Origin of the sequence: Pseudomonas sp. MF6751, from assembly GCF_016613265.1 — a bacterium.
Lineage (GTDB): Bacteria > Pseudomonadota > Gammaproteobacteria > Pseudomonadales > Pseudomonadaceae > Aquipseudomonas > Aquipseudomonas fluorescens_BV.
Genome location: NZ_JAENSV010000002.1, coordinates 64406 through 90554 on the forward strand (window position 1 = coordinate 64406; position 26149 = coordinate 90554).

Consider the following 26149-nt stretch of genomic DNA (forward strand, 5'->3'; position numbering starts at 1 on the left):
AGATTTCTCCTTTCAAAATCATGCGCGAACTCAACTCGCGCTTCTGCTCCGGTATATGGGGCCACAATTTCCAGGTTCAAGGGCGCAGGCGTTACCAAAAGTCTTTCGACTGACCTGGATCATTTCCTTCTCGCTCATTCCACATCGCGCTAAAAAAATTCGAGACTCAAGCAAATCGAGCTAAGTGTCAGGATTGTCAGGCTTGAACAAAACACTGTATAAATAACCAGACCTAAAGCCTGGGAGCGGCCGTCATGCTCGTGCACCTGTCTGTACATAACTACGCCATCGTTGAACATCTGGATCTTGAACTGGATCGCGGGATGAGCGTAATCACAGGCGAAACCGGCGCCGGCAAGTCGATCATGCTCGACGCCCTCGGCCTGACGCTTGGCGACCGCGCCGACAGTGGCGTGGTACGCCCTGGCTCCGACAAGGCCGACATCCTGGCCACCTTCGACCTGGCGGACATACCCGAAGCCGAAGCATGGCTGGCCGAGCGCGACCTTAATAATGAAGGCCCCTGCATTCTGCGCCGGGTGATCACCGCCGAGGGGCGCTCCCGCGGCTATATCAACGGCACGCCTTGCCCACTGGGCGACCTGAAAGCCCTGGGCGAATTGCTGATCGATATCCACAGCCAGCACGAACACCAATCCCTGCTGAAAACCGATACCCACCGTCGCCTGCTCGATGAGTACGCCGGCGCCACCGATCTTTCCCGGCAAGTTCAACTGGCCGCCCAACGCTGGCGCCAGACACGCCAGGAACTGGAGCGCCTCTCCAACTCCGGCGACGAACAACGCGCCCGCCACCAGTTGCTCAGCTACCAATTGGAAGAGCTCGAAAGCCTTGGCCTGGGTGAGACAGAGCTGGAGCAACTTGAGCAGGAACACAAGAACCTGACCAACGCCGAAACCTTGCTGGGCATCTGCCGCCAAGTGGTCGAGCAATGCAGCGAGAGCGATTCCGGCAATGTGCTCAACGCACTGACCGCCAGCCTCAACCGCCTGTCCAGTGTGAACAATGCTTCCGGCTCACTGAGCGAAGCGACCACCCTGCTGACCAGCGCACAGATCCAGGTCGAGGAAGCCGTGGGCGAACTCAATCGTTTCCTGGACCATTTCGACGCTGACCCAGCTCGCCTGCAGGAAATAGAAGAACGCCTGGACACTATTTATACCCTGGCTCGCAAGCATCGAATCCAGCCGACTGAAGTCGCAACCATGCAGCAGAAACTGCTGGATGAAATCGAAACACTCAACGCGAACGACGAATCCATCGAACGACTGGGCGAGGAGCTCGCTTCGTTTGCCCGTCATTATCAGGAAAAAGCCCGGGAGCTGAGCGTTCTGCGCCAGCAGGCAGCTACTAGCCTGGCAAGCGCCGTTGAACTGGAAATACAACGCCTGGGCATGCCAGGCGGGCGCTTCACCATCGAGCTGCATCCCAACGCCAGTCAAGAATTGCAGCCCCATGGGCTGGAGCACGTCGAACTGCTGGTCAGTGCCAACCCCGGGCAACCGCTCAAGGCCCTGGCCAAAGTGGCCTCCGGCGGCGAACTCTCGCGGATCAGCCTGGCGATCCAAGTGATTACCGCCCAGACCTCACGCGTACCCACCCTGGTATTCGATGAAGTGGATGTGGGCATTGGCGGACCAACCGCAGAAATTGTTGGCCAATTGCTGCGTCGCCTGGGGGATCGCGGCCAGGTGCTTACGGTGACCCACTTGCCGCAAGTGGCAGCCCAAGGGCATCAGCACCTGTTTGTGCATAAGGTGCGCGGTAGCGACGCGACACACACCGCCGTCTCCAAGCTGAACAAGTCGGAACGGGTGGAAGAAGTGGCGCGGATGCTCGGCGGTATCGACTTGACCAAGGAGTCCTTGGCTCACGCGAAAAAAATGGTGGTGGCCGCGAAGGCCTGAAGCGACATTTTCCACTCTATAGAAAGCACGAAGGCGACCCGAGGGTCGCCTTCAATCGTTTCGCAAAGCAAAACTGCGTCGATTTTTACTTTTTCTTACGGATGTACAACACGAGATTGTGGTCGACCAAATCGAACCCATGCTCCTCAGCAATCTTGTGCTGCAGCGCTTCGATTTCAGGGCTAGTGAACTCGATAACCTCGTTGGTATCCAGGTCAACCATGTGGTCATGGTGACCACCGTCAGCCAATTCAAACACCGCATGACCGCCGTCGAAATTATGACGAACCACCAGCCCTGCGGCTTCAAACTGGGTCAGTACACGGTAGACCGTGGCCAGGCCGACGTCCTCGTTAGACTCCATCAGCGCCTTGTAAACATCTTCGGCACTCATGTGGCGCTGCTCAGCAGAATCGAGCATTTGTAGAATCTTGACTCGTGGCAGAGTCACTTTGAGACCGGCTTTGCGTAGTTCGCTATTTTCAACCATGGTTAGCTTTCTCGCGGATGCTGCTTCGCAGCTTCTCTTAATACGGGTATGATCGGCGTTTACGTTGTCCCAGCCAAGATAGTGGAAGTCGCCCACCGATGCAAAACACCAAGCTCTTGCTAACCAGTTTCACCTTTGTGGGACTGCTCGCACTCGCCGGTTGTTCATTCCCCGGGGTTTACAAAATCGACATCCAGCAGGGCAATGTCGTCACGCAGGACATGATAGACCAGTTACGCCCGGGAATGACCCGACGGCAAGTACGGTTTATCATGGGTAATCCCCTGCTGACCGACACTTTCCATGCCGATCGCTGGGATTATCTCTACAGCCTGCAGCCTGGTGGCGGTGAACGCCAGCAGGAGCGCGTCAGTGTCATCTTCAATGGCAATGACCAGCTCGTGAGCCTGTCCGGTGACTTCATGCCCGGCGTAAGCCGCGATGAAGCCTTGCTGGGCAAGGACAGCGGCACCAACGTGACCGCACCTGCGCAAGAAGCCGAAAAACCGAAATCCGAGGTACCGGCCAAGCCAGGTTCGTTGCTGGACACCATCCAGAAAGACATCGACAACGTGGAAACCGTGCCCGTCCCGACGCCTGAGCCTCTGGACACCAGCCCGCAATAATTTTGCGCTCGATAAAAAGCCCGGCATGCCGGGCTTTTTGTTGCCTGCCATCTACATAGGCATCTACATAACCTTGGTGCGACGCTGAACCTGTGGGAGCTGGCTTGCCTGCGAAAGCGATCTGACAGTCGACCAGGATCCTGGATCAGATCGAGTACATATCCGCTATCGGAACCGCCCCCTTCCACATTTGGATCGCGGGCATCAGGCAGATATGCGCTGGCTATCAGGGCGTCATCGCAGGCAAGCCAGCTCCCACAGTTGGATCGCGGCGCTCCAGATAGCTAGGCTGCCATTTGGCAAGCTCAAGAATTCGTTTGCCTGGCCAATGCCGCCTTGACCGCGCGCAACCTGCGCACCTCTTTAGGGTCGGCCAGCAAAGGCCGGTAGATCTCAATACGGTCGCCCGCTTGTACGAAACGCGTCCCGGCATCCGCGACAACCTTGCCAAATATACCCAGCGGGCAATCAGCCAGATCAACATCAGGAAAATGCGCCGCCATTCCCGACGCCCGCACCGCTTCGCGCAAATTAGTGCCTTCAGCCACCTTTACCCCCAGCAACACCTGGCGATCCTCGGCGGCGAACACCACCTCGATCTCAACCATGCAGTTGCTTGGCGCGCTGACAGAATGCGTCCACCAGGGTATTGGCTGCCTGATTGAACAAAGGCCCTAAAGTCGCACGAACAATCGGCCCGGCATAATCAAACGAAAGATCCAGGCTAATCTTGCAGGCCTTGTCCGTCAGCGCCTTGAACACCCACACACCGTGCAGTTGGGTGAACGGCCCTTCCTGCAGGTTCATTTCGATGGATTGGCCCGGCACCAGCACATTGCGCGTCACAAAATGCTGGCTGAGGCCGCCCTTGGCCACCCCCACACTGGCAACCATGTGCTCGTCACTGCTCTCCAGAACCTCGGCTGTCGAGCACCAAGGCAGAAACTCCGGGTAACGCGCCACGTCGTTGACCAGGTCATAGAGCGCCTGCGCCGGATAGGGCAACAGGGCCGAACGTTGAATATGCGTCGTCATGTGAGCGTTACTTCCACTGCTTAAGGCAAACATCGCGAAAGAACAGCCCAATCCGCGAGAGAAAAAAACCAAAGAACTGCCCGCATTGTCCGGGATTCGTCCAACTCGCTCAAGCACACAGGTTGACCGTAGCCGACACGCTCGCAACTCCCTATAATGCCGCCCCTATGGCTAAACAAAAGAAACACCCCACAGGGACCATCGCGCAAAATAAAAAAGCGCGACACGATTACTTCATCGAACATCGGTTCGAGGCTGGTCTGGTCCTGGCCGGCTGGGAAGTAAAAAGTCTGCGTGCCAGCAAACTGCAGCTGGTCGACAGTTATGTGCTGCTCAAGGATGGCGAGGCATGGCTGCTTGGCAGTCATATCACCCCGTTGACCACCGCGAGCACCCACGTGATTGCCGATCCGGTGCGTACGCGCAAGCTGTTGCTCAATGCCCGCGAACTCGAAAAGCTCGCCGCAGCCGTGCAGCAAAAAGGCTACGCGTGCGTCTGCTTGTCCTGGTACTGGAGCAAGCACCTGGTCAAATGCGAGATCGCATTGGGCAAGGGCAAGAAGGAATACGACAAGCGCGACACCGAACGCGAGCGCGATTCCAATCGCGAGCTGCATCGCGCCGTGCGCAACAAAGGCAAGGAAGAGTAATCCTTGTGACGGTGTAGCCCAGGCGGGCTACATCCCTTTGCGTCGCTCCGCCCGAGCCACACGCTGCACTTCCTGACGCACCTCCTCCAACACCTCCTGCACATACAGCAGATGCCGTGTCGAGACTTCGCGCGCCTGCTCCGCCCGCCCCTCGATGATGGCCAGGTACAAGTCCCGATGCTGATTGATCAGCATGTCGCGGGTCTCGGTACGCTGCTGGTACATGCCACCAATATTCGTCACTACGTTACGCTTGAGCAGGTCGAACAGCCCGCGAATGGTGTGCAGCAACACGGCGTTATGACTGGCTTCGGCAATCGCCAAGTGAAACCTTGCATCCGCAGCACCCTCCTCCACTCGGCTCACCTCGTCGGCGCGCGCATAGCAATCCTGCAACGCTTCAAACGCTGCGGTCAGCCGTTCACGGTCAACCTCCGTGGCGCGTAACGCCGCGTAATAAGCACACGAAGCCTCAAGGGTCTGGCGAAACTCCAGCAGATCGCGCTGCGCTTCGGGATTGCTTTCCAACAAGTGCAGCAGCGGATCGCTGAAGGTCGAACCCAGGGAGTCCACCACATAGTTACCACCGCCCTGGCGACTGACCAGCAACCCCTTGGCCGCCAGTTTCTGAATCGCCTCACGCAACGACGGGCGCGATACACCAAAGCGCTCAGCCAACGCGCGCTCGGCCGGCAAGCGCTCGCCCGACTTCAGCGTGCCCTCGAGAATCATCCCCTCAAGCTGCTCGACAATATCGTCAGACAAACGGCGCTGACGCACCTGATCAAACCCCATAACTCACTCTCCACCATCCCGACCACTCGCCGGGGCCCCTATTCTGGCCTATCGACGTGCCGGCAGCACCTATCAGAACGCCTTCAATTTCGCCGATCAGAACACCCCGCCTACCGACCTACGACCAAAGTTTCGCAGGCGGCAAATTGACACACCCCTGCCCAGCCTCTTAATCTAGCCCACAGCGATTGTAAATTGGTATTACCAATTATCCAAGCTCATCAAACAACAACAATCAGGGGCCACCCCATATGCAAACCTGGCAACAGCTTTACAGCCCACTCGGCAGCCTCGGCCTGTCCGCACTGGCCGCCGTCATTCCCATCGTATTCTTCTTCCTGGCGCTGGCCGTGTTCCGCCTCAAAGGCCATGTGGCCGGCAGCATCACCCTGGCCCTGTCGATCCTAGTCGCCATTTTCGCCTTCCAGATGCCGGTAGACATGGCGCTGGCTGCAGCCGGTTATGGCTTTGCCTACGGCCTGTGGCCCATCGCCTGGATCATCGTCGCAGCGGTATTCCTGTACAAATTGACGGTCAAGAGCGGCCAGTTCGAAATCATCCGCAGCTCCGTTTTGTCGATCACCGACGACCAGCGCTTGCAGGTGTTGCTGATCGGTTTTTGCTTTGGCGCCTTCCTCGAAGGCGCGGCCGGTTTCGGCGCGCCCGTGGCGATCACCGCCGCGCTGCTGGTAGGCCTGGGTTTCAACCCGCTGTACGCCGCAGGCCTGTGCCTGATCGCCAATACCGCGCCTGTGGCCTTCGGCGCATTGGGCATTCCGATCATCGTCGCCGGCCAGGTCACCGGTATTGACGCGTTCAAGATTGGCGCCATGACCGGCCGCCAACTGCCGCTGCTGTCGCTGTTCGTGCCGTTCTGGCTGGTGTTCATGATGGACGGCCTGCGCGGCGTTCGCGAAACCTGGCCGGCAGCCCTGGTGGCGGGCTTGAGCTTTGCCGTCACCCAATATTTCACCTCGAATTTCATTGGCCCTGAGCTGCCGGACATCACCTCGGCACTCGCCAGCCTGATTGCCCTGACGCTGTTCCTGAAAGTCTGGCAACCCAAGCGCACCGCAGGCGCACAAATTGCCGGCGCTACATCCAGCGTGGCGGTCACTTCCAGCGCCGGTGGCTTCGGCTTGCCGCGCAACACCGTGGTTTCGCCCTACAGCCTGGGGCAAATTTTCAAGGCGTGGTCGCCGTTCCTGATCCTCACCGTACTGGTGACCATCTGGACTCTCAAACCCTTCAAGGCCCTGTTCGCCGCGGGCGGCTCGATGTACGGCTGGGTGTTCAATTTTGCGATCCCGCACCTGGATCAACTGGTGGTTAAAGTCGCGCCCATCGTGACCAACCCCACCGCCATCCCGGCCGTCTTCAAGCTGGACCCGATTTCGGCCACCGGTACTGCAATCTTCTTCTCGGCACTGGTCTCCATGCTGGTGTTGAAAATCGACGTAAAAACTGGTCTTACCACTTTAAAAGAGACCTTCTTTGAGCTGCGCTGGCCGATCCTGTCCATCGGCATGGTGCTGGCATTCGCCTTCGTCACCAACTACTCCGGCATGTCCTCGACCATGGCCCTGGTTCTGGCCGGCACCGGCGCCGCCTTCCCGTTCTTCTCGCCATTCCTTGGCTGGCTGGGGGTTTTCCTGACAGGCTCCGATACCTCATCCAACGCCCTGTTCAGCTCATTGCAAGCCACTACTGCGCACCAGATCGGCGTCAACGACACCCTGCTGGTAGCCGCGAACACCAGCGGAGGCGTGACCGGCAAAATGATCTCGCCGCAATCAATCGCCGTGGCCTGCGCCGCCACCGGCCTGGTGGGCAAGGAGTCCGACCTGTTCCGCTTTACCCTCAAGCACAGCCTGTTTTTTGCCACCATCGTCGGGCTGATCACCTTGGCGCAGGCGTACTGGTTCACCGGTATGCTGGTGCACTGAGACCTGCACGTAATAGGGTAAGAATCGACGCCGGGGCATCCTTCCGGCGTCTGCTATTTCTGGAGGACCGATGAGCCTGCCTGCTGCTTTCCTGAGCGACGTCGCACAACTGATCCCGCAAGATCGCCGCTTCGACGATCCACTTTCCACCCTCGCCTTCGGCACCGACGCCAGCTTCTACCGACTGATCCCACAGCTGGTGATTCGCGTGGAGTCAGAAGACGAAGTGGTAACCCTGCTGCAACTGGCCCAGCGCGACCGCGTGCCGGTGACCTTCCGTGCCGCAGGCACCAGCCTCTCGGGCCAGGCCATCAGCGACTCGGTGCTGATCGTGCTGGGTGATAACTGGAACCACCGCGAAATTCGCGGGCAAGGCACCCAAATACGCCTGCAACCCGGCGTCATCGGCTCCCAGGCCAACGCCTGGCTCGCACCGTTCGGGCGCAAGATCGGCCCGGACCCAGCGTCCATCAATGCTTGCAAGATCGGCGGTATCGTCGCCAACAATGCCAGTGGCATGTGCTGCGGCACGGCACAAAACACCTACCACACCCTGGCGGGCATCCGCCTGGTGCTGGCCGATGGCAGCCGCCTGGACACCGAAGATGCCGCCAGCGTGCAAGCCTTCCGCCAGTCACATAGCGCACTGCTTGAACGCCTGGCCCTGTTGGGACGCGAAACAAGGGCAAATACTGAGCTGGCGGCAAAGATTCGCCATAAATACCGACTGAAAAACACCACCGGCCTGTCACTCAATGCGTTGGTGGATTTTGATGACCCGCTGGACATCCTCAGCCACCTGCTGGTCGGCTCCGAGGGCACCCTGGGGTTTATCAGTGCGGTCACCTACGACACCGTGATCGATCACCCCAACAAAGCCTCGGCGCTGATCGTCTTCCCGGATGTCGAAACCTGCTGCAACGCCGTCACCGTGCTGAAAACCCAGCCAGTCTCCGCCGTTGAACTGCTGGACCGACGCAGCATGCGCTCGGTACAGGACAAACCGGGCATGCCTGCTTTCGTACAGCACCTATCGGAAAACGCCTGCGCACTGCTGATCGAATCCCGCGCCGCTTCGTCATCACTGCTGCACGAACAACTGACGCGCATCATGGCGTCCCTGGCGGCGTTTCCCGTGGAGAAACAAGTCGACTTCACCGAAGACCCACTGGAAAACGCGCGCCTGTGGGCCATCCGCAAAGACACCTTCCCGGCCGTAGGTGCCGTGCGCAAAACCGGCACCACCGTGATCATCGAAGACGTGACCTTCCCGGTCGAACAACTGGCGATTGGCGTGAACCGCCTGATCGCACTGTTCGACAAACATCACTACGACGAAGCCATCCTTTTCGGACACGCCCTGGAAGGCAATCTGCACTTTGTGTTCACCCAGGGCTTCAACAGCAGCGAAGAAGTCGCACGCTATCAAGCGTTCATGGACGACGTTGCGCAACTGGTGGCGGTAGAGTTCGGTGGCTCGCTGAAGGCTGAACACGGCACCGGCCGCAATATGGCGCCGTTCGTTGAACTGGAATGGGGCAGCGACGCTTATCAACTGATGTGGCAGCTCAAGCGCCTGCTCGACCCCAACGGCATCCTCAACCCGGACGTGGTGCTCAGCGAAGACCCGCAGATCCACCTCAAACACCTCAAGCCCCTGCCCGCCGCCGATGAGCTTGTGGATAAGTGCATCGAGTGTGGGTTCTGCGAGCCGGTGTGCCCATCAAAAGGCCTGACCCTGAGCCCGCGCCAGCGCATCGTGATCTGGCGCGATATCCAGGCCAAAAAACGCGGAGGCGTGGACACCACCGAACTGGAAGCGGCCTACCACTACCAGGGCATCGACACCTGCGCCGCCACCGGCTTATGCGCGCAACGCTGCCCTGTAGGCATCAATACCGGCGACTTGGTGAAAAAGCTGCGCAGCCGCGAGGCCGACCGTACGAAAACCGCCGACTGGCTCGCCAGCCATTTCGCCACCGCACTGCAAGGTGCGCGCTTTACCCTGCACGTCGCCAACGGTGCGCGCATGCTGCTGGGTGCTCCACGGCTGGCCAAGCTCTCGAGCACGCTGACCAAGCTGTCCAAAGGGCAAATTCCGCAGTGGACCAACGCCATGCCACAGCCCGAAAAGGCCATCCGCTTCAGCCCGGCAGTGACGGACGCGCGCCCACGCGTGGTTTACCTGGCCGCCTGCGTCTCCCGCGCCATGGGCCCGGCAGCCGGCGATAAAGAGCAAATGTCGCTGTACGACAAAACCCGCCATCTGCTGGAAAAAGCCGGTTACCAGGTGGTCTTCCCCGACAACCAGGACAGCCTCTGCTGCGGCCAACCCTTCGCGTCCAAAGGCTACGCCGAGCAGGCCGAACACAAGCGCCAGGAACTGATCGGCGCCCTGCTCCACGCCAGCCGCGGCGGCCTCGACCCGATCTACTGCGACACCAGCCCCTGCACCCTGCGCCTGGTGCAAGAGTTGGGAGAAACGCGCCTGGACCTCTACGACCCAGTGCGCTTTATCCGCACCCACCTGATGGACCGCCTCGACTTCACCCCCCAGGAAGCACCCATCGCCGTACACGTCACCTGCAGCACCCAACATCTGGGCGAAAGCCAGGCCCTGATCGAACTGGCCCGCCGCTGCGCAAAAACCGTGGCGATCCCCGAAGGCATTCATTGCTGCGGCTTTGCCGGCGACAAAGGCTTCACCACCCCAGAGCTCAACGCCCACGCCCTGCGCTCCCTCAAGGACGCCGTGCAATATTGCAGCGAAGGCATCTCCACCAGCCGCACCTGCGAGATCGGCCTGAGCCAGCATGGCGGCATCGACTACCACGGCCTGGTCTACCTGGTAGACCGCGTCACCCGCGCCCGCGCCCACTGACCCGGCAAAAAAACCGAACCCTCGCGCACCGGCGCAGTCATCTGCATAGGCCTCGACAAACGAGGCCCATCAGTGATGTCGCTGGCAGCGGTTGCACGCCAGCAGCGTCGAGCCCTTTTGCGCAAGGAGACACCCTATGAAGCGTTCCGCTCTTGCTGGCTTGTTCATGACCGCTGCGATGCTCGCCTCCCCCGCTTTCGCCGCCGGTGACAAAGACCTGTGCCAGATCAACCTGGACAAAATCAACAACGGCAAAGCCCTGCTCGCCACCGACACCAGCGGTAAAAGTGGCGAAATAGACACTGCCGTCTCCCAGGCCAAGGCCGCCCACGCCGCCGGTGATGAGAAGAAATGCATCGAAATCACCTCCAAGGCCCTGCAAGACCTGCAAAACAGCGAGAAAGGCGGCCAGTAAGCGAGAGGGCCAACCTTCGGGTTGGCCTTCGCTGACGTTTTGGCGTACACTGCACAGGCTTGTCACTCACTAAGAAACAACGAGTTACAAGCACGGGGCCGTTTAGGATTCGACGCCGGTCGCGAAACTTTAGGTGCATGCCGAGTTGGTAACAGAACTCGTAAATCCACTGTTGCAACTTCTTATAGTTGCCAATGACGAAAACTACGGCCAGGAATTCGCTCTCGCTGCGTAAGCAGCCTTAGCCCTGAGCTTCTGGTACCTTCGGGTCCAGCAATCACCAGGGGATGTCTGTAAACCCAAAGTGATTGTCATATAGAACAGAATCGCCGTGCAGTACGTTGTGGACGAAGCGGCTAAAACTTACACAACTCGCCCAAAGCACCCTGCCCTTCGGGTCGCTGAGGGTTAACTTAATAGAAACGGCTACGCATGTAGTACCGACAGCGGAGTACTGGCGGACGGGGGTTCAAATCCCCCCGGCTCCACCACCTCATCATCTAAAGACGTCCACGGACGTCTTTTTTTGTGCCTGAAATCCAGTGAATACAGGGGTTTCAGCGCTTATGGGAGCTTTGGAGAGTTTCTGAGTTCCAGCCGCTTTGGTATCCCAGGTGGTATCCCGGACTGCCAAATGCTATTTTCAGGATACCAAAACGGTGCTGGAGGTAGCCCCATGCCTACTAACGCAACCCGCCTCTCCGATCGCCAGCTCAAGGCAGTCAAGGCAACTGGTAAAGATTTCGTCCTCAGCGACGGCGATGGCTTACAGCTTCGAGTCCGCGCGAGCGGTTCAATGATGTGGAATTTCAATTACCGCGAGCCCCTGACCAGAAGCCGTATCAATATGGCGCTTGGTCCATACCCCGACCTTTCGCTAGCCAACGCCCGGAAGAAAGCCGCAGAGGCGCGTGAGCTGCTCGCTTTGGGCACTGATCCCAAAACCCAGCGTGATGAAGTAAGGCAAGCCAAACTTGCTGAGACTGAACACACTTTCGAGAAGGTGGCCACCGCCTGGTTCGAGCTGAAGAAAGACTCCGTAACCAAAGCCTACGCCGAAGACATTTGGAGATCGCTGACACTCCATGTTTTCCCAAGCATGAAAACAACGCCGCTCTCTCAAATCACCGCTCCGATGGTTATCAAGATCCTTCGCCCCATCGAGGCCAAAGGGAGCCTCGAAACCGTGAAACGATTGTGTCAACGACTCAACGAGATCATGACCTACGGGGTCAACTCCGGGCTGATATTTGCGAACCCCCTCAATGGAATTCGGGCGGTGTTCAAGAAACCCAAGAAAGAGAACATGGCTGCGCTACCACCTGAGGAGCTTCCCGAGCTCATGATGGAAATCGCGAATGCCAGCATCAAGCGCACGACCCGCTGCCTGATCGAATGGCAGTTGCACACGATGACCCGCCCCGCCGAAGCAGCCACCACACGATGGGCAGATATCGACTTCGACAAACGCATTTGGACCATTCCGCCAGAGCGCATGAAAAAGCGGCGCCCGCACACAATCCCCCTCACCGATCAGGCACTTTCGTTACTGGAAACGCTCAAGCAACTCAGTGGTAACAGAGAGTACGTGTTCCCCTCAGATAGAAACCCCCGCACCCATGCCAATAGCCAGACCGCCAACATGGCGTTGAAGCGCATGGGCTTTCAGGACCGTCTAGTCAGCCACGGCTTGCGCTCGATGGCGAGCACCATCCTGAATGAGCATGGCTGGGATCCGGAACTGATCGAGGTCGCGCTGGCGCATGTCGACAAGGACGAAGTTCGTAGCGCCTACAACAGGACTGACTACATCGAACGCCGGCGTCCGATGATGGCTTGGTGGAGTGAACATATCCAGAACGCGGCCACCGGCAGCCTGTCGGCATCGGCTATCAATCAAACCAGGGACCGCAATGTCGTACCAATTCGCTGAGCATCCAAAAGGTACGCGACACCGGCTACGATCCGTGTCGTGTAGCAGGGCGAAAGGAGTGACGACGGTCGCTAGATCTTCTCTGGTATGCCTGCGCCTCTTCAGCCAAGCCCCTGAGTAAGGGAAGGCTCCGCATTCCCATACTCAGGGGCTCACGCTTAAAGGTCTATCAGGCAACCACGACTTTTGCCTTTCTGCGGCGGATCAACCCTGCTGTTAAGTCGTAGTAGTAGACGGTAGCTGGAGCTGAGCATCGCAGGTAGTGCTCCAGAAACCATCTCACGTGCTTATCTCTCCAAGACCAGGGAGTCGCGCAACCCCAGCGCTCACGAATAGCCTCGTGCATCCTTTCTGCTTGCCTGATGTGCCGCTGCCGCGTGGCATGTGCACCTTTGAGCACGGGGCGCAGGAACAACGCTATGTCGAACTCGGCCGTCATCGCCGGCCTCCGATGTAGGCACTCACCACATCGATGCGGTTATGTCCCAACTCGTGGCTGATCTGCTTACGGGCTCGCTGATCGAGTGCTCGATCCTCTTGATGAACACGACCACCATTAACGGGTGCTGGAAAGCCGATTAGTTGCTCATAGCGCTCACAGGCGTAAGCCGCCCGCAGCTCATGAAAACCTTTCAATCCATACTCATGCAGGATGTCCCGTGCCGGTCGCACAACTGCCTGCATAAAGTCTTTGTAGCTTTCGTCGGGCGCCAACAAATTCCGGCTGCCATTGGGTGAGGTCGCGCTGGCCCAATCCAGGGCATCGCGAACTTGATCCGTTGCCGTAATCCAGCGCGGTGCCGAGGCCCCTGATCGACCACCTTTGGTGCCATCCTGGATGTTGATCTTGCCCAGTTGCCGAACCTCACGTTGCAGTCGGGCCAGATCGGCCAGGATCGCTTCGCGCAGGCGCATACCAGTCTCACGGGCGAGGAGCACAATGGCACTCACCCTCGATTGCTGACGATCTGACAGCGCCCGCGCGATCAACTCGACCTGCGCACGGTCTTGGCCTTGCGGAGCCTCACTACGCACGCTTGAGCGCTGCAAGCCAAGCGCCTTACTCGGACTCGGGATTTTGACGTACTGATCACCGCGCAGCGCGGCCATCGTTCGGTTCACGCTGGACAGTCGGTTCTGCGCGGTGGCAATGCCGACGTTGCCCTGATCAACCTGCTCCCGCACGTGGACGGCGTACCGCATGAGGATCTCGCGGTCTATATGGCGCGCGTCGTTGACCCTCGGTCCTTCATCGGATCGACACCAATGCACGAACGCCTGCCAGCGATCACTATGGGCTTTGACGGTAGCAAAATGGCCGTCGCCAAACAGGTCTTTCAGTGCTTGCGGTCCAGCATAGCTAAGCTGGCGACCGAAGCCGAAATTGCGCCCCGCTCGCTTACCGACCCGAGCCATTTTTCTGTTCCTGATCGACTGCCGCGAGATCATGCAAAAGGGCTCGCCAGTGCGCACTTACAATCGCGAACTGAGCCCAATCAGTCGGGCGAAAACACAGCGTGTTGTCGGTGACGTAAAGATGCGCCCCCTCCTCTTTCAACCATTGAATAATGGCTGTCGTAGAGGCGATAGCTTTATGGGTGGTGGCGACACTGGCGACATCGGCGACAACCCTTGTCCTGCCTGGTTTTGAGCGTGGCGACAAAGTGGCGACAGTAGCGGCGACAAATCGCGCTTTGGGCTCCTTTTGACGCTGAGCCAGATGGTTGCGCAGCGCTTCATCGAGATTAAACATGGCGCACCTCGAAGGTGTGGCCATCGGTGATCAACCACTGATGATCAATCAACTCGACCAGCAGCTTGGCGGCATGACGACTGCTCTTGCGGGCAAAGCGGGGACCGTTGCGATTCAATTCACGAATACTGAAACGCTTCCAATCTTTGACCTGTAGCCATCGCAGCAGCCGGTCTGCCTCCTCTTTTACTCGACACACCGGCTCCTGCTCAGTCAGGCGCTGGATCTCGTTGAGGTAGTAGCCGACTAAAGCGGAGGCCCGTTGGATATGGTCGACCTCCACGACGCTGCTCTCCTCCACAACTGCAAGAATGCCGGCGACGCGCAGCAGGTTATCGGCGGCCTTTGATCCGCTGGGCCGTACGCTGGCCAGCTCGCCAAACTCCCCCAGCTGAGCTTCGATAGCATCATGCAAATCAATCCACCGACGACGCGCCAGCGGACTGAGACTCAGCTTTGACAGCTGCAAGGCTCCGTCAGCGGAAAGTGACCAAGGCTGATAAAACAGAGCCGAAAGGCGGTGATGATAGCGCTTGAGGGCGGCGTCTTTGGACAAGTCGACAGCCTGGTAGCTACGTTGCCCGGCTAGACTGGTTGGCCAGGTCATCAAGCAGCGCCCTAGAATGCCTTGCCCCTGCAGCAATGGGTCACTGAGTAACTGCATGGCTAGATACGGTTGCAGCATCAGGTGCAGGCTCAGGCGTCGGTCATATGCTCGTAGGCTTTCGCCTGCCATAGAGCGAGCACGATCAATGGGGCTACCGTCCCAAAGTGACGACAAGGTCGTGACCGCTTTCAAACGGTTGTCCCGACTCATGGTGCTGCTGCCAAGGAATTGTCCGCCCTCGTCACAGAACAGCCCCATGCTCGGCAAATCATGGCAGAGCCCCTTGATCAGGGCCTCGATCGTCGGGTCTGTGGTGATCAGCCGAGGGGCTGAAGGCTCCGCTTCGAGCGGTACGCTGTTTGTGGGGGCGGGATCGGCAGGATTGATACGCTGCGCATGTCGCTGTGCGGCACGGTACCGAAAGAGCTGCTCACGATAATGTTGCCACTGTTCCCGCTCCCATTGGCGCGCTGGCAGCAGTGCGGATCGGTCTGCAGCGGTCTTGCGATCACCGGACGCAGCCACCGTGATCAGGTACAGCGACAGGGGATAATTTCTCCCGTCGAGCTGTAAGCCCGCATGACCTTGAGTGGCCAGCGCCGAGGCAGCCAGCGCTGATTGCGCAGCCAGTGCCTGGGGCACACCGATGACCTCAGCCATGCGCTCAACCGCAGGCCCAAGAATCCCACCCAGTGCCTGCACCGGATAAGGCTGGGCCACGGGATTCGACTCAATCAGCGGTCGAGGCGGTCGTGGTAGTTCAAGCTTCGGATCTAACTGCTGCATGGGCCCTCTCCTCGGTAATTGCTGGTTGTCCTCACGTAGTCCCGCCACGGCTGTTGAGTGTTATCAGGGATAAAGGCCCCTGCGGCCTGTGAGGTGTTCACTAACGCGGAACGCACGGCTCCTTACGACCGGGAGCGAGGGCATGAACCCATGAATCTGGCCTCCTTAGACGCATCCGAAGATGCGGGCGGGTGGAGGCTGTGCCGACTGACGGGTTCGGCACCTAGAGATCATGGGTGGGAGAAGGCAAAGATCTAGACACTCTGGGGCATGCCTGACTGTCAGTCAGGTGCAGCCTTTCCATTGGCTGCGGCACCGGTGCCTGTGTCGTTGCGGATGGCGACGAATCGGCTTTGTCAGGCCGATTGTCACGAGGAGAGTCGCGGCAATGCCATGTAAGACATGGCTTGCAGCAGTGGTACGAACGCCCGTCTCTTTCCAGGAGAAAGAGACGGGCGCGGATTGGCGCAGCGAATTGAGCCGAGAGGTGAGGTTGCTGCAGCGCAGCGAGGTAGGTCCATCGTTTGCCGCAGTGGGCAGATCAGTCGAGTAGGCATCCATCACTCCTGGGAAGTGATCGTGCGAGCCGCCGGACGCTAATCGCACTGTGGGAGAACCACCACGCAAGTGGCGTAGCCTTAAAGGTTCTGGCTACCTGGGCAGGTGCTGTCAACGACAGCGATCCGTGCGCCAATTTTTATACCCACTCGAAAAGGCGGTCAAGCGTCACGGCCAATGCGCTCAGAAAGTGGCGACTGTCGCCACTTCTGTCGCCACGTTCCAGGTCACGTTCTACGTGGGTTGTCGCCGGCGTCGCCGCTTTCGCCACACCTACATTCATGCCTCCACGAAAAGATCCGCTTTGACACTGAAACCGCGCTGCGCCCGATAGAGATCGTGGTAATTACTGAAGGGTAAAAGAAGGCGTGGCGCCAATCAGATATCCAAATGAGACGGTGGAACGAGGTGGCTTCGAGAAAAAGCGAGTGAACCCTCCGATCGGCGCGATCAAAGATCGCTGAATCGGAGGGTTTAGCGGGGAAAGCAAAGTTTCAAACGTCAATTGCAGCCTCAAGCATCGAAACTTGTTGGTCCGGATGCGGCGGCTTCACGAATCCCAGCAAGGCTAACTCGCCCAGCATGAGATCAACCTGACGAAACAAGCATACGCTAGACGAAAATATGGCAATTTGCTATCGTTCCGATCTACAGTGCTGATATTGCGATGCCTAATCTTTAAGCTAAGGAACCTATGGACAGGTTACGATTTGATCTTAACTTTATATTCAGGATATTGCTGACCTTTAATGCTACGTCGCTTCTGGTCATCATTTATCTCGTTCAAAAAGGTCTTACGCTGGCACATTTCTTTTCTGGCCTTCCCTGGTTAGACAAAACACCTAATGCCGTATCTTATGCCTTATATCTTTTGGTTCCGATACTTCTCACTGGAGTTAGTCTTCGCCTCAGTTCTTTTTTAGGAAAGGACGAGTTCAAACAAGGGCAGGTGGAAAGTATCGAGCACGCAAACAATAGCTTTCTACCCAGCTACCTGGGGTATTTCTTCGTGGCGCTCAGCGTGAGCAACTGGGAAACACTATTTTTTGTATATGGGGTCCTCTTCATTTTTACGTTCAGGTCACAGGCATTGTATTTCAACCCCTTATTTTTGCTGTATGGATATGAGTTCTACAATATAACCACGACATCCAAGGCCTCCATATTCCTCATCAGTCGCGAGAGATACAAGGTTCCCAGTGATATCGCCATTGCCAAAGCCTTCAGAATAAATAATTACACATTTATTGAGCGAGAATGAACATATGGACCATGTACTAGTAAAAGTAAAAAAACTGCGTAAAAAGCCAATCTTCAAGTTAATTTCTGATTACACATTATTCCCAAAACTGGAGATTGATCCCGCCGCGTGCATTCCTTACAACCCTGATCATAATTTGGACGAGGAGTGCTGGTTTAAGGTCGAAGAGTTTTCAGAGCAAACCTACTGCTCTGAAATTCTCACATCGGACTTCGATGCAAAGGACTACGACGACCTACCTAAGGATAAATTTCCGGATATCTCTCACATCTGTGCGCTTCAGGGCGATGATTTCTACTTTCAGAAAGTCACGCCTTCTCTGTTTCTGCGCCGAAAGACCTTTGTATTCGGTGAGGTGGCAGAGGTTGAAGATGATCGACTGAGGTTGGTGATCAATGCTCAACCGGATGCGGTATATTTCTCCGCACTTGACGTGCTGATTTTCAAAAATCTGGCGACAATTTCCAGTATTTTCCCCGGCATCGATGAGCTTTATAAAGAGGCAACCCAAGAAGAAGTTAAGCAATTCCTCGACGAGCCATTTATTACGCTCCGCAATGAATTTGATGCCGACAAAGTATCAAAGCCAAACCGAAAACGAATTGCACTGGCTATGGCTACGTTGGCAGCGTTACCCGAGCAAGACAAAGAAGGTATGCTTTCCTACATTGATGGCTATTGCGGCGAGAGCTTGAAATTTAACAAAGATTCGGGAATGTTTGACATTTCTACGGACAACGACCTAAAAATGCTCATCTATGGAATAGAGCAGCGGTTCTACACCACCCAATTTGGACAAGAAAAACGTTTGGCAAACTCTGTCCAAGCATTGGGATAGTACCTTATGGGCCGGATAGCGACGACCTGACCTCAGCCGTCGCTTATCCAAGCCAGATATTGGTCTGCTCTTCCGTCTAAAGGGCATCGTCTACGTCAATTCCCAGATACCTGACAGGCACCGCTTCTACGCGCGGCAATTACGCGGATGGAACAAACCGACGCACGTAAGGATTAGAAGCGTACGCTTTCCGAGGCTACCACGCTGCGTGTCAGCCTAGCGCACCAATACTGGCAGCATGCCTCCAGCCCGATCTGGTAAAGTCCACGGCACGCCATAGGGACATAGCCAGCCATGGACAAGAAATCACTTTCCGAGCGGGACATCTGCAGCAAGTACATCGCCCCATCCGTTCAGCAAGCTGGATGGGACATGCACAAGCAGGTGCGCGAGGAAGTCAGCTTTACCAAAGGCCGCATCATCGTCCGGGGTAAACTGCACAGCCGCGGCGAAGCACGCCGCGCAGACTTCATCCTCTACCATCAGGCCAACCTGCCTATCGCTGTAATCGAGGCAAAGGACAACAAACACTCTATTGGCTCCGGCATGCAGCAAGCCCTGGGCTATGCAGAGGCGCTGGACGTACCGTTTGTGTTCTCCAGCAATGGCGATGGCTTCCTGTTTCATGACCGCAGTGGTACAGGCAGCCAAGTAGAAACCGAACTTACCCTCGATCAATTCCCCAGCCCCACAGAACTCTGGCAGCGCTACTGCCAGTGGAAGGGGCTGGATAATACCGCTCAGCACAAGATCGAAGCGCCCTACTACGACGACGGTTCCGGGCGCATGCCGCGCTATTACCAGATGAATGCCATCAACCGCACCGTCGAAGCTGTAGCACGTGGCCAAGACCGTATCTTACTAGTGATGGCCACGGGCACCGGTAAGACCTACACCGCCTTCCAAATCATCTGGCGGCTGTGGAAATCGAAACAGAAGAAACGAATCCTGTTCCTGGCTGACCGCAACATCCTGGTCGACCAGACCAAGAACAACGACTTCAAGCCTTTCGGCCAGGCGATGACCAAGATCGCCAAACGTCAGATCGATACCTCCTACGAGATCTACCTGTCGCTCTATCAGGCCGTCACCGGCACCGATGAAGAGATGAACATCTACAAGCAGTTCTCCCGCGACTTCTTCGACCTGATCGTGATCGACGAATGCCACCGTGGCAGCGCCTCCGAGGATTCCGCCTGGCGTGAAATCCTCGAATACTTCTCCAGCGCCACCCATGTCGGCCTTACCGCCACACCAAAGGAAACCAAAGAAGTATCCAGCATCACTTACTTCGGTGAGCCGATTTACAGCTACACCTTGAAGCAAGGCATCGAAGACGGCTTTCTCGCCCCCTACAAAGTGGTGCGTATCGACTTCGATAAAGACCTGCAAGGCTGGCGGCCACCCAAAGGCATGCTCGATAAGAATGGCGAGTTAATCGAAGACCGCATCTACAACCTCAAGGACATGGACCGCACCCTGGTTATCGAGGCGCGGACCCAACTGGTGGCGCAAAAGGTTACCGAACTCCTCAAGGCCACCGATCCGTTTCAGAAAACCATCGTCTTCTGCGACGACATCAACCACGCTGAGCGCATGCGCCAAGCCCTGGTCAACCTCAACCCCGAGCGTGTGGCCGAGAATCGCAAATACGTCATGCGTATCACCGGCGATGACCAGGAAGGCAAGGCCGAGTTGGATAACTTCATCAACCCTGAAGAGCGCTACCCGGTGATTGCCACCACCAGCAAGCTGATGACCACCGGCGTCGATGCTCAGACCTGCAAGCTGATCGTGCTCGACCAGCACATCAAATCTATGACCGAGTTCAAGCAAATCATCGGTCGCGGCACTCGCATCAATGAGGACTACGGCAAATACTGGTTCACCATCATGGACTTCAAAAAGGCCACCGAGCTGTTTGCCGACACGGCCTTCGATGGAGACCCAGTGGTGATCTACGCGCCAGAAGGCGATGACTCCCCCGTACCGCCGGATGAACCGCTTGCCGATGAAGATGGCATAAGCGCAGGCAACGATAACGAGGGCGATGACCTGGATTTTACCGGCGAAGATGAGGGCAAAAAACGCATCAAGTACGTCATCGACAACGTCCCGATTTATGTCATCGCCGAGCGTGTGCAGTATTACGGCCCGGATGGCCGACTGATCACCGAGTCGCTTCACGACTACACCCGCACATGCGTACATAAGCAGTTCGCCTCACTGGATGACTTCCTCCGGCGCTGGAGTGATTCCGAGCAAAAGAAAGTCATCATCGAGGAAATGGCCGTCCAGGGCGTGATGTGGGAAGCATTGGCCGAGGAAGTGGAAAAGAAGCAGGGTAAGCCGCTCGATCCGTTCGACCTGATCTGCCACGTCGCCTTCGATCAGCCTGCCCTATCACGCCGCGAGCGGGCGGAGCAGGTGAAAAAGCGCAACTATTTCGCGAAGTATTCCGGAGCGGCCCGCCAGGTTCTGGAGGCGTTGCTGGATAAATATGCCGACACCGGCATCGAGCATATCGAGGACATCAAAATCCTACAGCTTGACCCTTTTAGCCAGTTCGGTGCGCCCATCGAGCTGGTCAAGGCCTTTGGCGGCAAGGCTGCTTACAACAAGGCTATCCACGAGCTGGAAGACGAGCTTTACGCAAGCTAAAGGCTAAACACCGACGACATGCCAAAGCAGCCGTCCACACTATCCGGTAGAATTTCGCCCCCCTTGCGGTACGCGTTGAGAGAATTTCATGTCCATTAGCTCCACCATCAAGTCCATCCAGGACATCATGCGCAAAGACGTTGGCGTAGACGGCGACGCCCAGCGCATCGGTCAGTTGGTTTGGCTGTTGTTCCTGAAAATCTTCGATGACCGCGAGCTTGAGTGGGAACTGATGGACGACAACTACCGTTCGCCCATTCCCGATAGTTGCCGCTGGCGTACCTGGGCTGCCGATCCGGAAGGCATGACCGGTGACGCGCTCAAGGACTTTATCGACAATAACTTGTTCCCCCAGTTGCAGAACCTTCATGAGTACAGCAACACGCCGTCGGCCTTTGTGGTGCGCAGCGTGTTTGAAGACGCGTACAACTACATGAAGTCCGGGCAATTACTGCGCCAGGTGATCAACAAAATCCAGGTAGGAGTGGACTTCAACAAAGCCCAGGAGCGGCACGAGTTCGGCAACCTCTATGAGCAACTGCTGCGAGACCTACAGAACGCGGGCAACGCTGGCGAGTTTTACACTCCACGCCCGGTTACCGAATTTATGGTACGCATGGTCGATCCAAAGCTGGACGAAAAGGTCATGGATCCGGCCTGTGGTACCGGTGGCTTCCTTACCTGCGCCATCGAACACAAGCGCAGCCGCTATGTAAAAACCGCCGAGGACGAACGCGCCCTGCAAGCCAGCATATTTGGTGTGGAGAAAAAGCCACTACCTCACCTGCTGGCAACCACCAATATGATCCTGCATGGCATTGAAGTACCTAGCCAGATCCGCCACGACAACACTCTGAGCAAACCATTGATCAGCTGGGGGCCGAGTGAACGCGTGCACTGTATCGTCGCCAACCCACCTTTCGGCGGCATGGAGGAAGATGGCATCGAAACCAACTTCCCCGCAGCCTTCCGCACCCGCGAAACTGCCGACCTGTTTCTGGTACTGATCATGCAGCTTCTCAAAGACGGCGGCCGTGCCGCCGTAGTGCTGCCAGACGGCTTCCTATTCGGTGAAGGAATAAAAAGCAGGATCAAGGAAAAGCTGCTGAACGAGTGCAACCTACACACCATCGTTCGCCTGCCCAACGGCGTGTTCAACCCGTATACCAGCATCAAGACCAACCTGCTGTTCTTCACCAAGGGCACGCCGACCAAACAGGTGTGGTTCTACGAACATCAGTACCCGGTGGGCGTTAAGAACTACTCAAAAACTCGCCCCATGCGTATCGAAGAGTTCGCAGTCGAAGAACTCTGGTGGGGCAACGAGGCCGATGGCTTTGCCGCACGGGTGGAAAATGAATTCACCTGGAAGGTCAGCGTCGAAGAGTTGCAGGCGCGCAACTGGAACCTGGACTGCAAAAACCCGCATATCGGCGAGCAGATTAGCCACGACCCAGATGAACTGCTACGCAACTACGCCAGCCTGCAAGACGAAATTAGCGACCTGCGCGACCAGCTTAAGGCCGTATTGGCGGTAGCTCTGGAGCGTCAGGCATGACAACATTGCTTACTGACAATCTGCCGCTACTGGCCGGTGCTCCCAATGGCATAAAAAAACTGCGTGGGTTAATCCTGGACCTAGCAGTTCGCGGTAAGTTGGTACAACAAGATCCGAATGATGAACCGGCTAGCGAATTACTTAAGCGCATTGCCGAGGAAAAGACGCAACTTTTGGCTGAAGGCCAAATCAAGAAGCAAAAATCACCGTCAATAGTTGCTGAAAAAAAGCAATTCTTTGAGTTACCTGCTGGATGGGAATGGGCCAGTACAGCGACACTGACATTGCTCATCACTGATGGAACCCATCATACGCCCAAGTATATAAGCTCAGGCGTCCCGTTTATTTCTGTAAAGGACATTGATGGGACAACTATTTCTTTTGATAACTGCAAATACATTTCGCACGAAGAGCACACAACGATTAATGCACGCTGCAACCCTGAGCAAGGAGACATTTTGCTATGTCGGATTGGCACTCTTGGACGGCCAACCATTGTGGATACCGAGGTTCCTTTCAGCTTATTCGTGAGCGTTGGCCTATTGAAACTTCCGAAGAAAACGGAGTTCTCTCGGTATTTTCATTGCGTGCTATCAAGTCCTATGATGTACCATCAGTATGATCAGATTAAGGCTGGAGGCAGCCATACTAATAAGCTGAATCTGGGTGACATACCCCGCCTTTTTGTTCCGGTTCCACCAATCAACGAGCAACATCGTATCGTCGCTAAAGTCGATGAACTGATGGATCTGTGCGATCGACTGGAAGCCCAACAGGCCGACGCCGAAAGCGCCCACGTCCAACTGGTGCAAGCGCTGCTTGACAGTCTGACCCAATCCAGCGGCGCAACCGATTTTGCCGACAATTGGGAGCACTTGGCCGAACACTTCCACACCCTGTTCACCACTGAATCCAGCATCGACGCCTTCAAACAAACCCTGCTGCACTTGGGCGTGATGGGCAAGCTGGTGCCGCAGGACCCCAATGATGAACCAGCCGGCGAGTTGCTGAAACGCATTGCGGAGGAAAAGGCAGGGTTGGTTAAGAGTAAAACAATCAAGGTCTCACCGTCACTTGATGCTGTTGCTGAGAGCGAAAAATTATTTGATATTCCCACAAGCTGGGAATGGATTCGCATAGGTGAAATTTGTCGCCCGGTGTCCTCAGGGTCAACTCCGTCGCCGGAATTGTTCCGATATGAAGATGGCATTCCATTCCTGAAGGTTTACAACATCCGAAATCAAGAAATTGACTTCGATTATAAAAGGCAATTTGTTAGCCCTGAATATCACTCATCAAAAATGAAACGCTCCACTTTGATTCCTGGCGATATTGTAATGAACATCGTAGGGCCTCCACTAGGAAAGGTTGCGATAATCCCAAACACATTTCCTGAGTGGAACTGCAACCAAGCAATCGTTTTTTTCGGACTAATAGGAACAATGCTTCCGCAGTATGTGCTTAATTTTCTTAAGGAAGGTTCCTTTCTGCGAAACATCGAACTAATCGGCACCGCTGGACAAGACAATATATCGATAACCAAATCTAAAAATATTGCCATACCGATTCCACCCATCGCAGAACAACACCGCATCGTCGCCAAAATCGACGAACTTATGGTTCTCTGCGACCAACTCAAAACCCGCCTAACCCAAGCTCGCCAACTGAATGAGCAGTTGGCCAGCACCCTGGTCGAACGAGCTCTCGCCGAGAATGGCCAGCAGTCTCCCAGCGCCACGGATCGGCAAGCAGCTCGTACCCTACTCGCTGCAGAAATAACTCATCGACTGCATAGTCAACGCACATTCGGCCAACGCAAGCTGCAGAAAGTGATTTACTTGGCTGAGCACGTAGCCAGGCTTGCCGCTATTCAGGGTGACTATCTGCGCGATGCTGCTGGCCCCCATGATCGCCAGTTGATGAATACGGTCGAAGGCGAGCTGCAAAACCAGCAGTGGTATGAGCGCGTAGAGCGCGAGACTGTTGGCCATGCTTACCGCCCGCTTTCCCAAGCAGGGCAGCATCGACGGGCGTACTGCAACGCCTGGCCGGTCGCTGAACGCGCCTCCATTGAGCAGGTCATCGAGCTAATGCGGGACTGGGATACTGATCGTTGCGAAATGAGTGTGACGCTCTATGCCGCCTGGAACGACTTTATTCTCGAAGGCCGCCTGGTTTCCGATGACGCCATCGTGGACGAAGTCATGCATAGCTGGAACAACACCAAACTGCGATTTGGCAAAGCTGAATGGGTGGCGGTACTCGCAGAGATGAAAAAACACAAAATCCTAATGCCCACCGGCTTTGGCAAGCGCACCAAGGGCGGCATGCTCAGCTTGCCCGGCTTGGCGTAAACAAATGATCCTTTTGGCCGTCCTTTTCAAGATACGGAAATGAAGCATATTGCTCATTCCAGCTTTTCTCGGTATTCCAATCGGTATTCCAAAGAAATTTACAGACCAACATTAATCAACTGAATCAAATACATAAAAACTTGGTTCAGATTACCCCGGCTCTAAAGACGTCCACGGACGTCTTCTTTGTGCCAGAAATCCAGCAAATCATGAATTTAAGCGCTACTTGGCTCTGGAGAGTTTTTTTGAGTTCCAGCCATACGGTGCTATTTTTGGAATACCAAAATGGTGTCAGAGGTAGCTCTCATGCCTGCTCCAGCCCTTCGCCTTTCCAACCGCCAGCTCAAGGCGGATACATTCTCATCCCTTGAGTCTTGATCATAGGGGTAAATGGCAGTGTGCCACCACCTTACAAAAATCCGCTTAAAGTCATCACAAATCAACGACGCTTGCCCGTACCGTAGCTACCTGGCAGTGCTCTGCGACTTGTTATTGTGTCCCATCCGCGAGTTGCCGATGGCGTCATGCTTCTAGAGCCGTCGTCCTCCTCGTCAATGTTTCTGAGAACGGCGTCGTAATTGCGCTTGAGGATAGAAAAGTTTTCGATCTCCTCCGCTACCTGCGATTCTAGTTCCGCGATCCGGTTTTCGCTCACTCCAAGGGCATGCTCTAGAGCCTCGACCCTCTCGACCTGCTGCTCAGCTATCAGCTTATGTTTCTTTAGGGCACGATTGCGCTTACCCAGTTTCTCCAATGCACTACTCAGTTCATATTTTGACGAGGTCTTTTGCTCTTCTAAAAGCTCGCTGCTGACCAAGCTCTTTTTTTCGTGCTGCTTGAGCAGTTTTTTAAAGTCGGCGAATGTGAACTCTACAAAGTCCGTGGCTTTGTCCCCGCCAGGTAGCATGATCGTCGTGAGATTTGTGAACCGCACTGACTCAAGAAACCGGAATTTTTTTTGAGTGAGCAGCCCACCACCTTTAGCATCAGATCGGCTCGTCCGAGCAACAGTTTTGCCAATAGCTTTGCGAGACATACCACTGCCACCTCGTTAAATTGATATCTTTGATCATA

At 56.1% G+C, this 26149-nt stretch carries 21 protein-coding genes and 1 other RNA gene; 13 read left to right on the plus strand and 9 right to left on the minus strand.

Annotation, left to right across the window (positions count from 1 at the left end; translation table 11 throughout):
• Positions 1-254 precede the first annotated feature (254 nt).
• Positions 255-1928, plus strand: coding sequence for a DNA repair protein RecN (gene recN, locus JJD66_RS02115; RefSeq protein ID WP_105228516.1), 1674 nt, complete (start codon positions 255-257; stop codon positions 1926-1928).
• Between the two features lie 85 nt (positions 1929-2013).
• Here the strand turns inward: recN and fur are convergent, their stop codons facing one another.
• Positions 2014-2418 carry a ferric iron uptake transcriptional regulator gene (gene fur, locus JJD66_RS02120; protein ID WP_003194220.1) on the minus strand — a complete coding sequence of 135 codons (405 nt, stop codon included), beginning with the start codon at positions 2416-2418 and terminating at the stop codon, positions 2014-2016.
• Between the two features lie 98 nt (positions 2419-2516).
• Between fur and JJD66_RS02125 the strand changes: the two genes are divergently transcribed.
• Complete coding sequence (locus tag JJD66_RS02125; protein ID WP_019817954.1) at positions 2517-3044, plus strand: outer membrane protein assembly factor BamE; 528 nt, start codon at positions 2517-2519, stop codon at positions 3042-3044.
• Between the two features lie 305 nt (positions 3045-3349).
• On the opposite strand, the gene JJD66_RS02130 is transcribed toward JJD66_RS02125, so the two are convergent.
• Positions 3350-3652 carry an RnfH family protein gene (locus tag JJD66_RS02130; RefSeq protein ID WP_200647505.1) on the minus strand — a complete coding sequence of 101 codons (303 nt, stop codon included), beginning with the start codon at positions 3650-3652 and terminating at the stop codon, positions 3350-3352.
• Positions 3645-4079, minus strand: a complete 435-nt coding sequence (locus JJD66_RS02135; protein WP_003194226.1) for a type II toxin-antitoxin system RatA family toxin — start codon at positions 4077-4079, stop codon at positions 3645-3647. The genes JJD66_RS02130 and JJD66_RS02135 overlap by 8 nt, the downstream gene beginning before the upstream one ends.
• A gap of 167 nt (positions 4080-4246) precedes the next feature.
• Between JJD66_RS02135 and smpB the strand changes: the two genes are divergently transcribed.
• Positions 4247-4729 (plus strand): SsrA-binding protein SmpB, encoded by a 483-nt coding sequence (smpB, locus tag JJD66_RS02140; protein WP_014719962.1) that lies wholly within the window; start codon positions 4247-4249, stop codon positions 4727-4729.
• Between the two features lie 27 nt (positions 4730-4756).
• Here smpB and JJD66_RS02145 read toward each other — a convergent pair whose 3' ends face one another.
• On the minus strand, positions 4757-5524 hold the full coding sequence (locus tag JJD66_RS02145) for an FCD domain-containing protein (RefSeq protein ID WP_014719963.1): 768 nt from the start codon (positions 5522-5524) through the stop codon (positions 4757-4759).
• A gap of 251 nt (positions 5525-5775) precedes the next feature.
• Here JJD66_RS02145 and JJD66_RS02150 point away from each other — a divergent pair, with 251 nt between their 5' ends.
• From JJD66_RS02150 to JJD66_RS02170, 5 genes are all read left to right on the plus strand, one after another.
• Positions 5776-7470, plus strand: a complete 1695-nt coding sequence (locus JJD66_RS02150; RefSeq protein ID WP_020301770.1) for a lactate permease LctP family transporter — start codon at positions 5776-5778, stop codon at positions 7468-7470.
• A gap of 70 nt (positions 7471-7540) precedes the next feature.
• Positions 7541-10351, plus strand: a complete 2811-nt coding sequence (locus JJD66_RS02155; protein WP_200647506.1) for an FAD-binding and (Fe-S)-binding domain-containing protein — start codon at positions 7541-7543, stop codon at positions 10349-10351.
• A 136-nt stretch (positions 10352-10487) separates the two neighbouring features.
• The gene (locus JJD66_RS02160; RefSeq protein WP_020301768.1) at positions 10488-10766 is read left to right on the plus strand and encodes a hypothetical protein; all 279 of its coding nucleotides are present in this window, start codon (positions 10488-10490) and stop codon (positions 10764-10766) included.
• 94 nt (positions 10767-10860) lie between these two features.
• Positions 10861-11257: a transfer-messenger RNA gene (ssrA, locus tag JJD66_RS02165) on the plus strand.
• A 185-nt stretch (positions 11258-11442) separates the two neighbouring features.
• Positions 11443-12699 (plus strand): integrase domain-containing protein, encoded by a 1257-nt coding sequence (locus tag JJD66_RS02170; RefSeq protein WP_200647507.1) that lies wholly within the window; start codon positions 11443-11445, stop codon positions 12697-12699.
• 169 nt (positions 12700-12868) lie between these two features.
• On the opposite strand, the gene JJD66_RS27960 is transcribed toward JJD66_RS02170, so the two are convergent.
• From JJD66_RS27960 to JJD66_RS02185, 4 genes are read right to left on the minus strand one after another with little or no spacing between them, the layout of a single operon-like run.
• Positions 12869-13138: a hypothetical protein gene (locus tag JJD66_RS27960; protein WP_234452145.1), complete on the minus strand. Its 270-nt coding sequence runs from the start codon at positions 13136-13138 to the stop codon at positions 12869-12871.
• Positions 13135-14115 carry an integrase domain-containing protein gene (locus JJD66_RS02175; RefSeq protein ID WP_200647508.1) on the minus strand — a complete coding sequence of 327 codons (981 nt, stop codon included), beginning with the start codon at positions 14113-14115 and terminating at the stop codon, positions 13135-13137. Before JJD66_RS02175 ends, JJD66_RS27960 begins: the two co-directional genes overlap by 4 nt.
• Complete coding sequence (locus JJD66_RS02180; RefSeq protein ID WP_200647509.1) at positions 14099-14452, minus strand: hypothetical protein; 354 nt, start codon at positions 14450-14452, stop codon at positions 14099-14101. Before JJD66_RS02180 ends, JJD66_RS02175 begins: the two co-directional genes overlap by 17 nt.
• The gene (locus tag JJD66_RS02185) at positions 14445-15845 is read right to left on the minus strand and encodes a YfjI family protein (RefSeq protein WP_200647510.1); all 1401 of its coding nucleotides are present in this window, start codon (positions 15843-15845) and stop codon (positions 14445-14447) included. The genes JJD66_RS02180 and JJD66_RS02185 overlap by 8 nt, the downstream gene beginning before the upstream one ends.
• A gap of 1252 nt (positions 15846-17097) precedes the next feature.
• On the opposite strand from JJD66_RS02185, the gene JJD66_RS02190 reads away from it, so the two are divergent.
• From JJD66_RS02190 to JJD66_RS02210, 5 genes are all read left to right on the plus strand, one after another.
• Positions 17098-17664 carry a hypothetical protein gene (locus JJD66_RS02190; RefSeq protein ID WP_060768026.1) on the plus strand — a complete coding sequence of 189 codons (567 nt, stop codon included), beginning with the start codon at positions 17098-17100 and terminating at the stop codon, positions 17662-17664.
• 4 nt (positions 17665-17668) lie between these two features.
• Positions 17669-18502, plus strand: coding sequence for an ATP F0F1 synthase synthase (locus tag JJD66_RS02195; protein WP_200647511.1), 834 nt, complete (start codon positions 17669-17671; stop codon positions 18500-18502).
• A 294-nt stretch (positions 18503-18796) separates the two neighbouring features.
• The gene (gene hsdR / locus JJD66_RS02200; protein ID WP_200647512.1) at positions 18797-21163 is read left to right on the plus strand and encodes an EcoAI/FtnUII family type I restriction enzme subunit R; all 2367 of its coding nucleotides are present in this window, start codon (positions 18797-18799) and stop codon (positions 21161-21163) included.
• Positions 21164-21251: 88 nt separating this feature from the next.
• Positions 21252-22721 (plus strand): type I restriction-modification system subunit M, encoded by a 1470-nt coding sequence (locus JJD66_RS02205; RefSeq protein ID WP_200647513.1) that lies wholly within the window; start codon positions 21252-21254, stop codon positions 22719-22721.
• Positions 22718-25075, plus strand: a complete 2358-nt coding sequence (locus JJD66_RS02210; protein ID WP_200647514.1) for a restriction endonuclease subunit S — start codon at positions 22718-22720, stop codon at positions 25073-25075. The genes JJD66_RS02205 and JJD66_RS02210 overlap by 4 nt, the downstream gene beginning before the upstream one ends.
• Positions 25076-25514: 439 nt before the next feature.
• Here the strand turns inward: JJD66_RS02210 and JJD66_RS02215 are convergent, their stop codons facing one another.
• Positions 25515-26111 (minus strand): hypothetical protein, encoded by a 597-nt coding sequence (locus JJD66_RS02215; protein ID WP_200647515.1) that lies wholly within the window; start codon positions 26109-26111, stop codon positions 25515-25517.
• Between the last annotated feature and the right edge of the window lie 38 nt (positions 26112-26149).

What these genes read in the sequence shown, in the direction of transcription:
- recN (WP_105228516.1), top strand. Translation starts at nt 255, where the DNA reads ATGCTCGTGCACCTGTCTGTACATAACTACGCCATCGTTGAACATCTG.
- fur (WP_003194220.1), bottom strand. Translation starts at nt 2,418, where the DNA reads ATGGTTGAAAATAGCGAACTACGCAAAGCCGGTCTCAAAGTGACTCTG.
- JJD66_RS02125 (WP_019817954.1), top strand. Translation starts at nt 2,517, where the DNA reads ATGCAAAACACCAAGCTCTTGCTAACCAGTTTCACCTTTGTGGGACTG.
- JJD66_RS02130 (WP_200647505.1), bottom strand. Translation starts at nt 3,652, where the DNA reads ATGGTTGAGATCGAGGTGGTGTTCGCCGCCGAGGATCGCCAGGTGTTG.
- JJD66_RS02135 (WP_003194226.1), bottom strand. Translation starts at nt 4,079, where the DNA reads ATGACGACGCATATTCAACGTTCGGCCCTGTTGCCCTATCCGGCGCAG.
- smpB (WP_014719962.1), top strand. Translation starts at nt 4,247, where the DNA reads ATGGCTAAACAAAAGAAACACCCCACAGGGACCATCGCGCAAAATAAA.
- JJD66_RS02145 (WP_014719963.1), bottom strand. Translation starts at nt 5,524, where the DNA reads ATGGGGTTTGATCAGGTGCGTCAGCGCCGTTTGTCTGACGATATTGTC.
- JJD66_RS02150 (WP_020301770.1), top strand. Translation starts at nt 5,776, where the DNA reads ATGCAAACCTGGCAACAGCTTTACAGCCCACTCGGCAGCCTCGGCCTG.
- JJD66_RS02155 (WP_200647506.1), top strand. Translation starts at nt 7,541, where the DNA reads ATGAGCCTGCCTGCTGCTTTCCTGAGCGACGTCGCACAACTGATCCCG.
- JJD66_RS02160 (WP_020301768.1), top strand. Translation starts at nt 10,488, where the DNA reads ATGAAGCGTTCCGCTCTTGCTGGCTTGTTCATGACCGCTGCGATGCTC.
- JJD66_RS02170 (WP_200647507.1), top strand. Translation starts at nt 11,443, where the DNA reads ATGCCTACTAACGCAACCCGCCTCTCCGATCGCCAGCTCAAGGCAGTC.
- JJD66_RS27960 (WP_234452145.1), bottom strand. Translation starts at nt 13,138, where the DNA reads ATGACGGCCGAGTTCGACATAGCGTTGTTCCTGCGCCCCGTGCTCAAA.
- JJD66_RS02175 (WP_200647508.1), bottom strand. Translation starts at nt 14,115, where the DNA reads ATGGCTCGGGTCGGTAAGCGAGCGGGGCGCAATTTCGGCTTCGGTCGC.
- JJD66_RS02180 (WP_200647509.1), bottom strand. Translation starts at nt 14,452, where the DNA reads ATGTTTAATCTCGATGAAGCGCTGCGCAACCATCTGGCTCAGCGTCAA.
- JJD66_RS02185 (WP_200647510.1), bottom strand. Translation starts at nt 15,845, where the DNA reads ATGCAGCAGTTAGATCCGAAGCTTGAACTACCACGACCGCCTCGACCG.
- JJD66_RS02190 (WP_060768026.1), top strand. Translation starts at nt 17,098, where the DNA reads ATGGACAGGTTACGATTTGATCTTAACTTTATATTCAGGATATTGCTG.
- JJD66_RS02195 (WP_200647511.1), top strand. Translation starts at nt 17,669, where the DNA reads ATGGACCATGTACTAGTAAAAGTAAAAAAACTGCGTAAAAAGCCAATC.
- hsdR (WP_200647512.1), top strand. Translation starts at nt 18,797, where the DNA reads ATGGACAAGAAATCACTTTCCGAGCGGGACATCTGCAGCAAGTACATC.
- JJD66_RS02205 (WP_200647513.1), top strand. Translation starts at nt 21,252, where the DNA reads ATGTCCATTAGCTCCACCATCAAGTCCATCCAGGACATCATGCGCAAA.
- JJD66_RS02210 (WP_200647514.1), top strand. Translation starts at nt 22,718, where the DNA reads ATGACAACATTGCTTACTGACAATCTGCCGCTACTGGCCGGTGCTCCC.
- JJD66_RS02215 (WP_200647515.1), bottom strand. Translation starts at nt 26,111, where the DNA reads ATGTCTCGCAAAGCTATTGGCAAAACTGTTGCTCGGACGAGCCGATCT.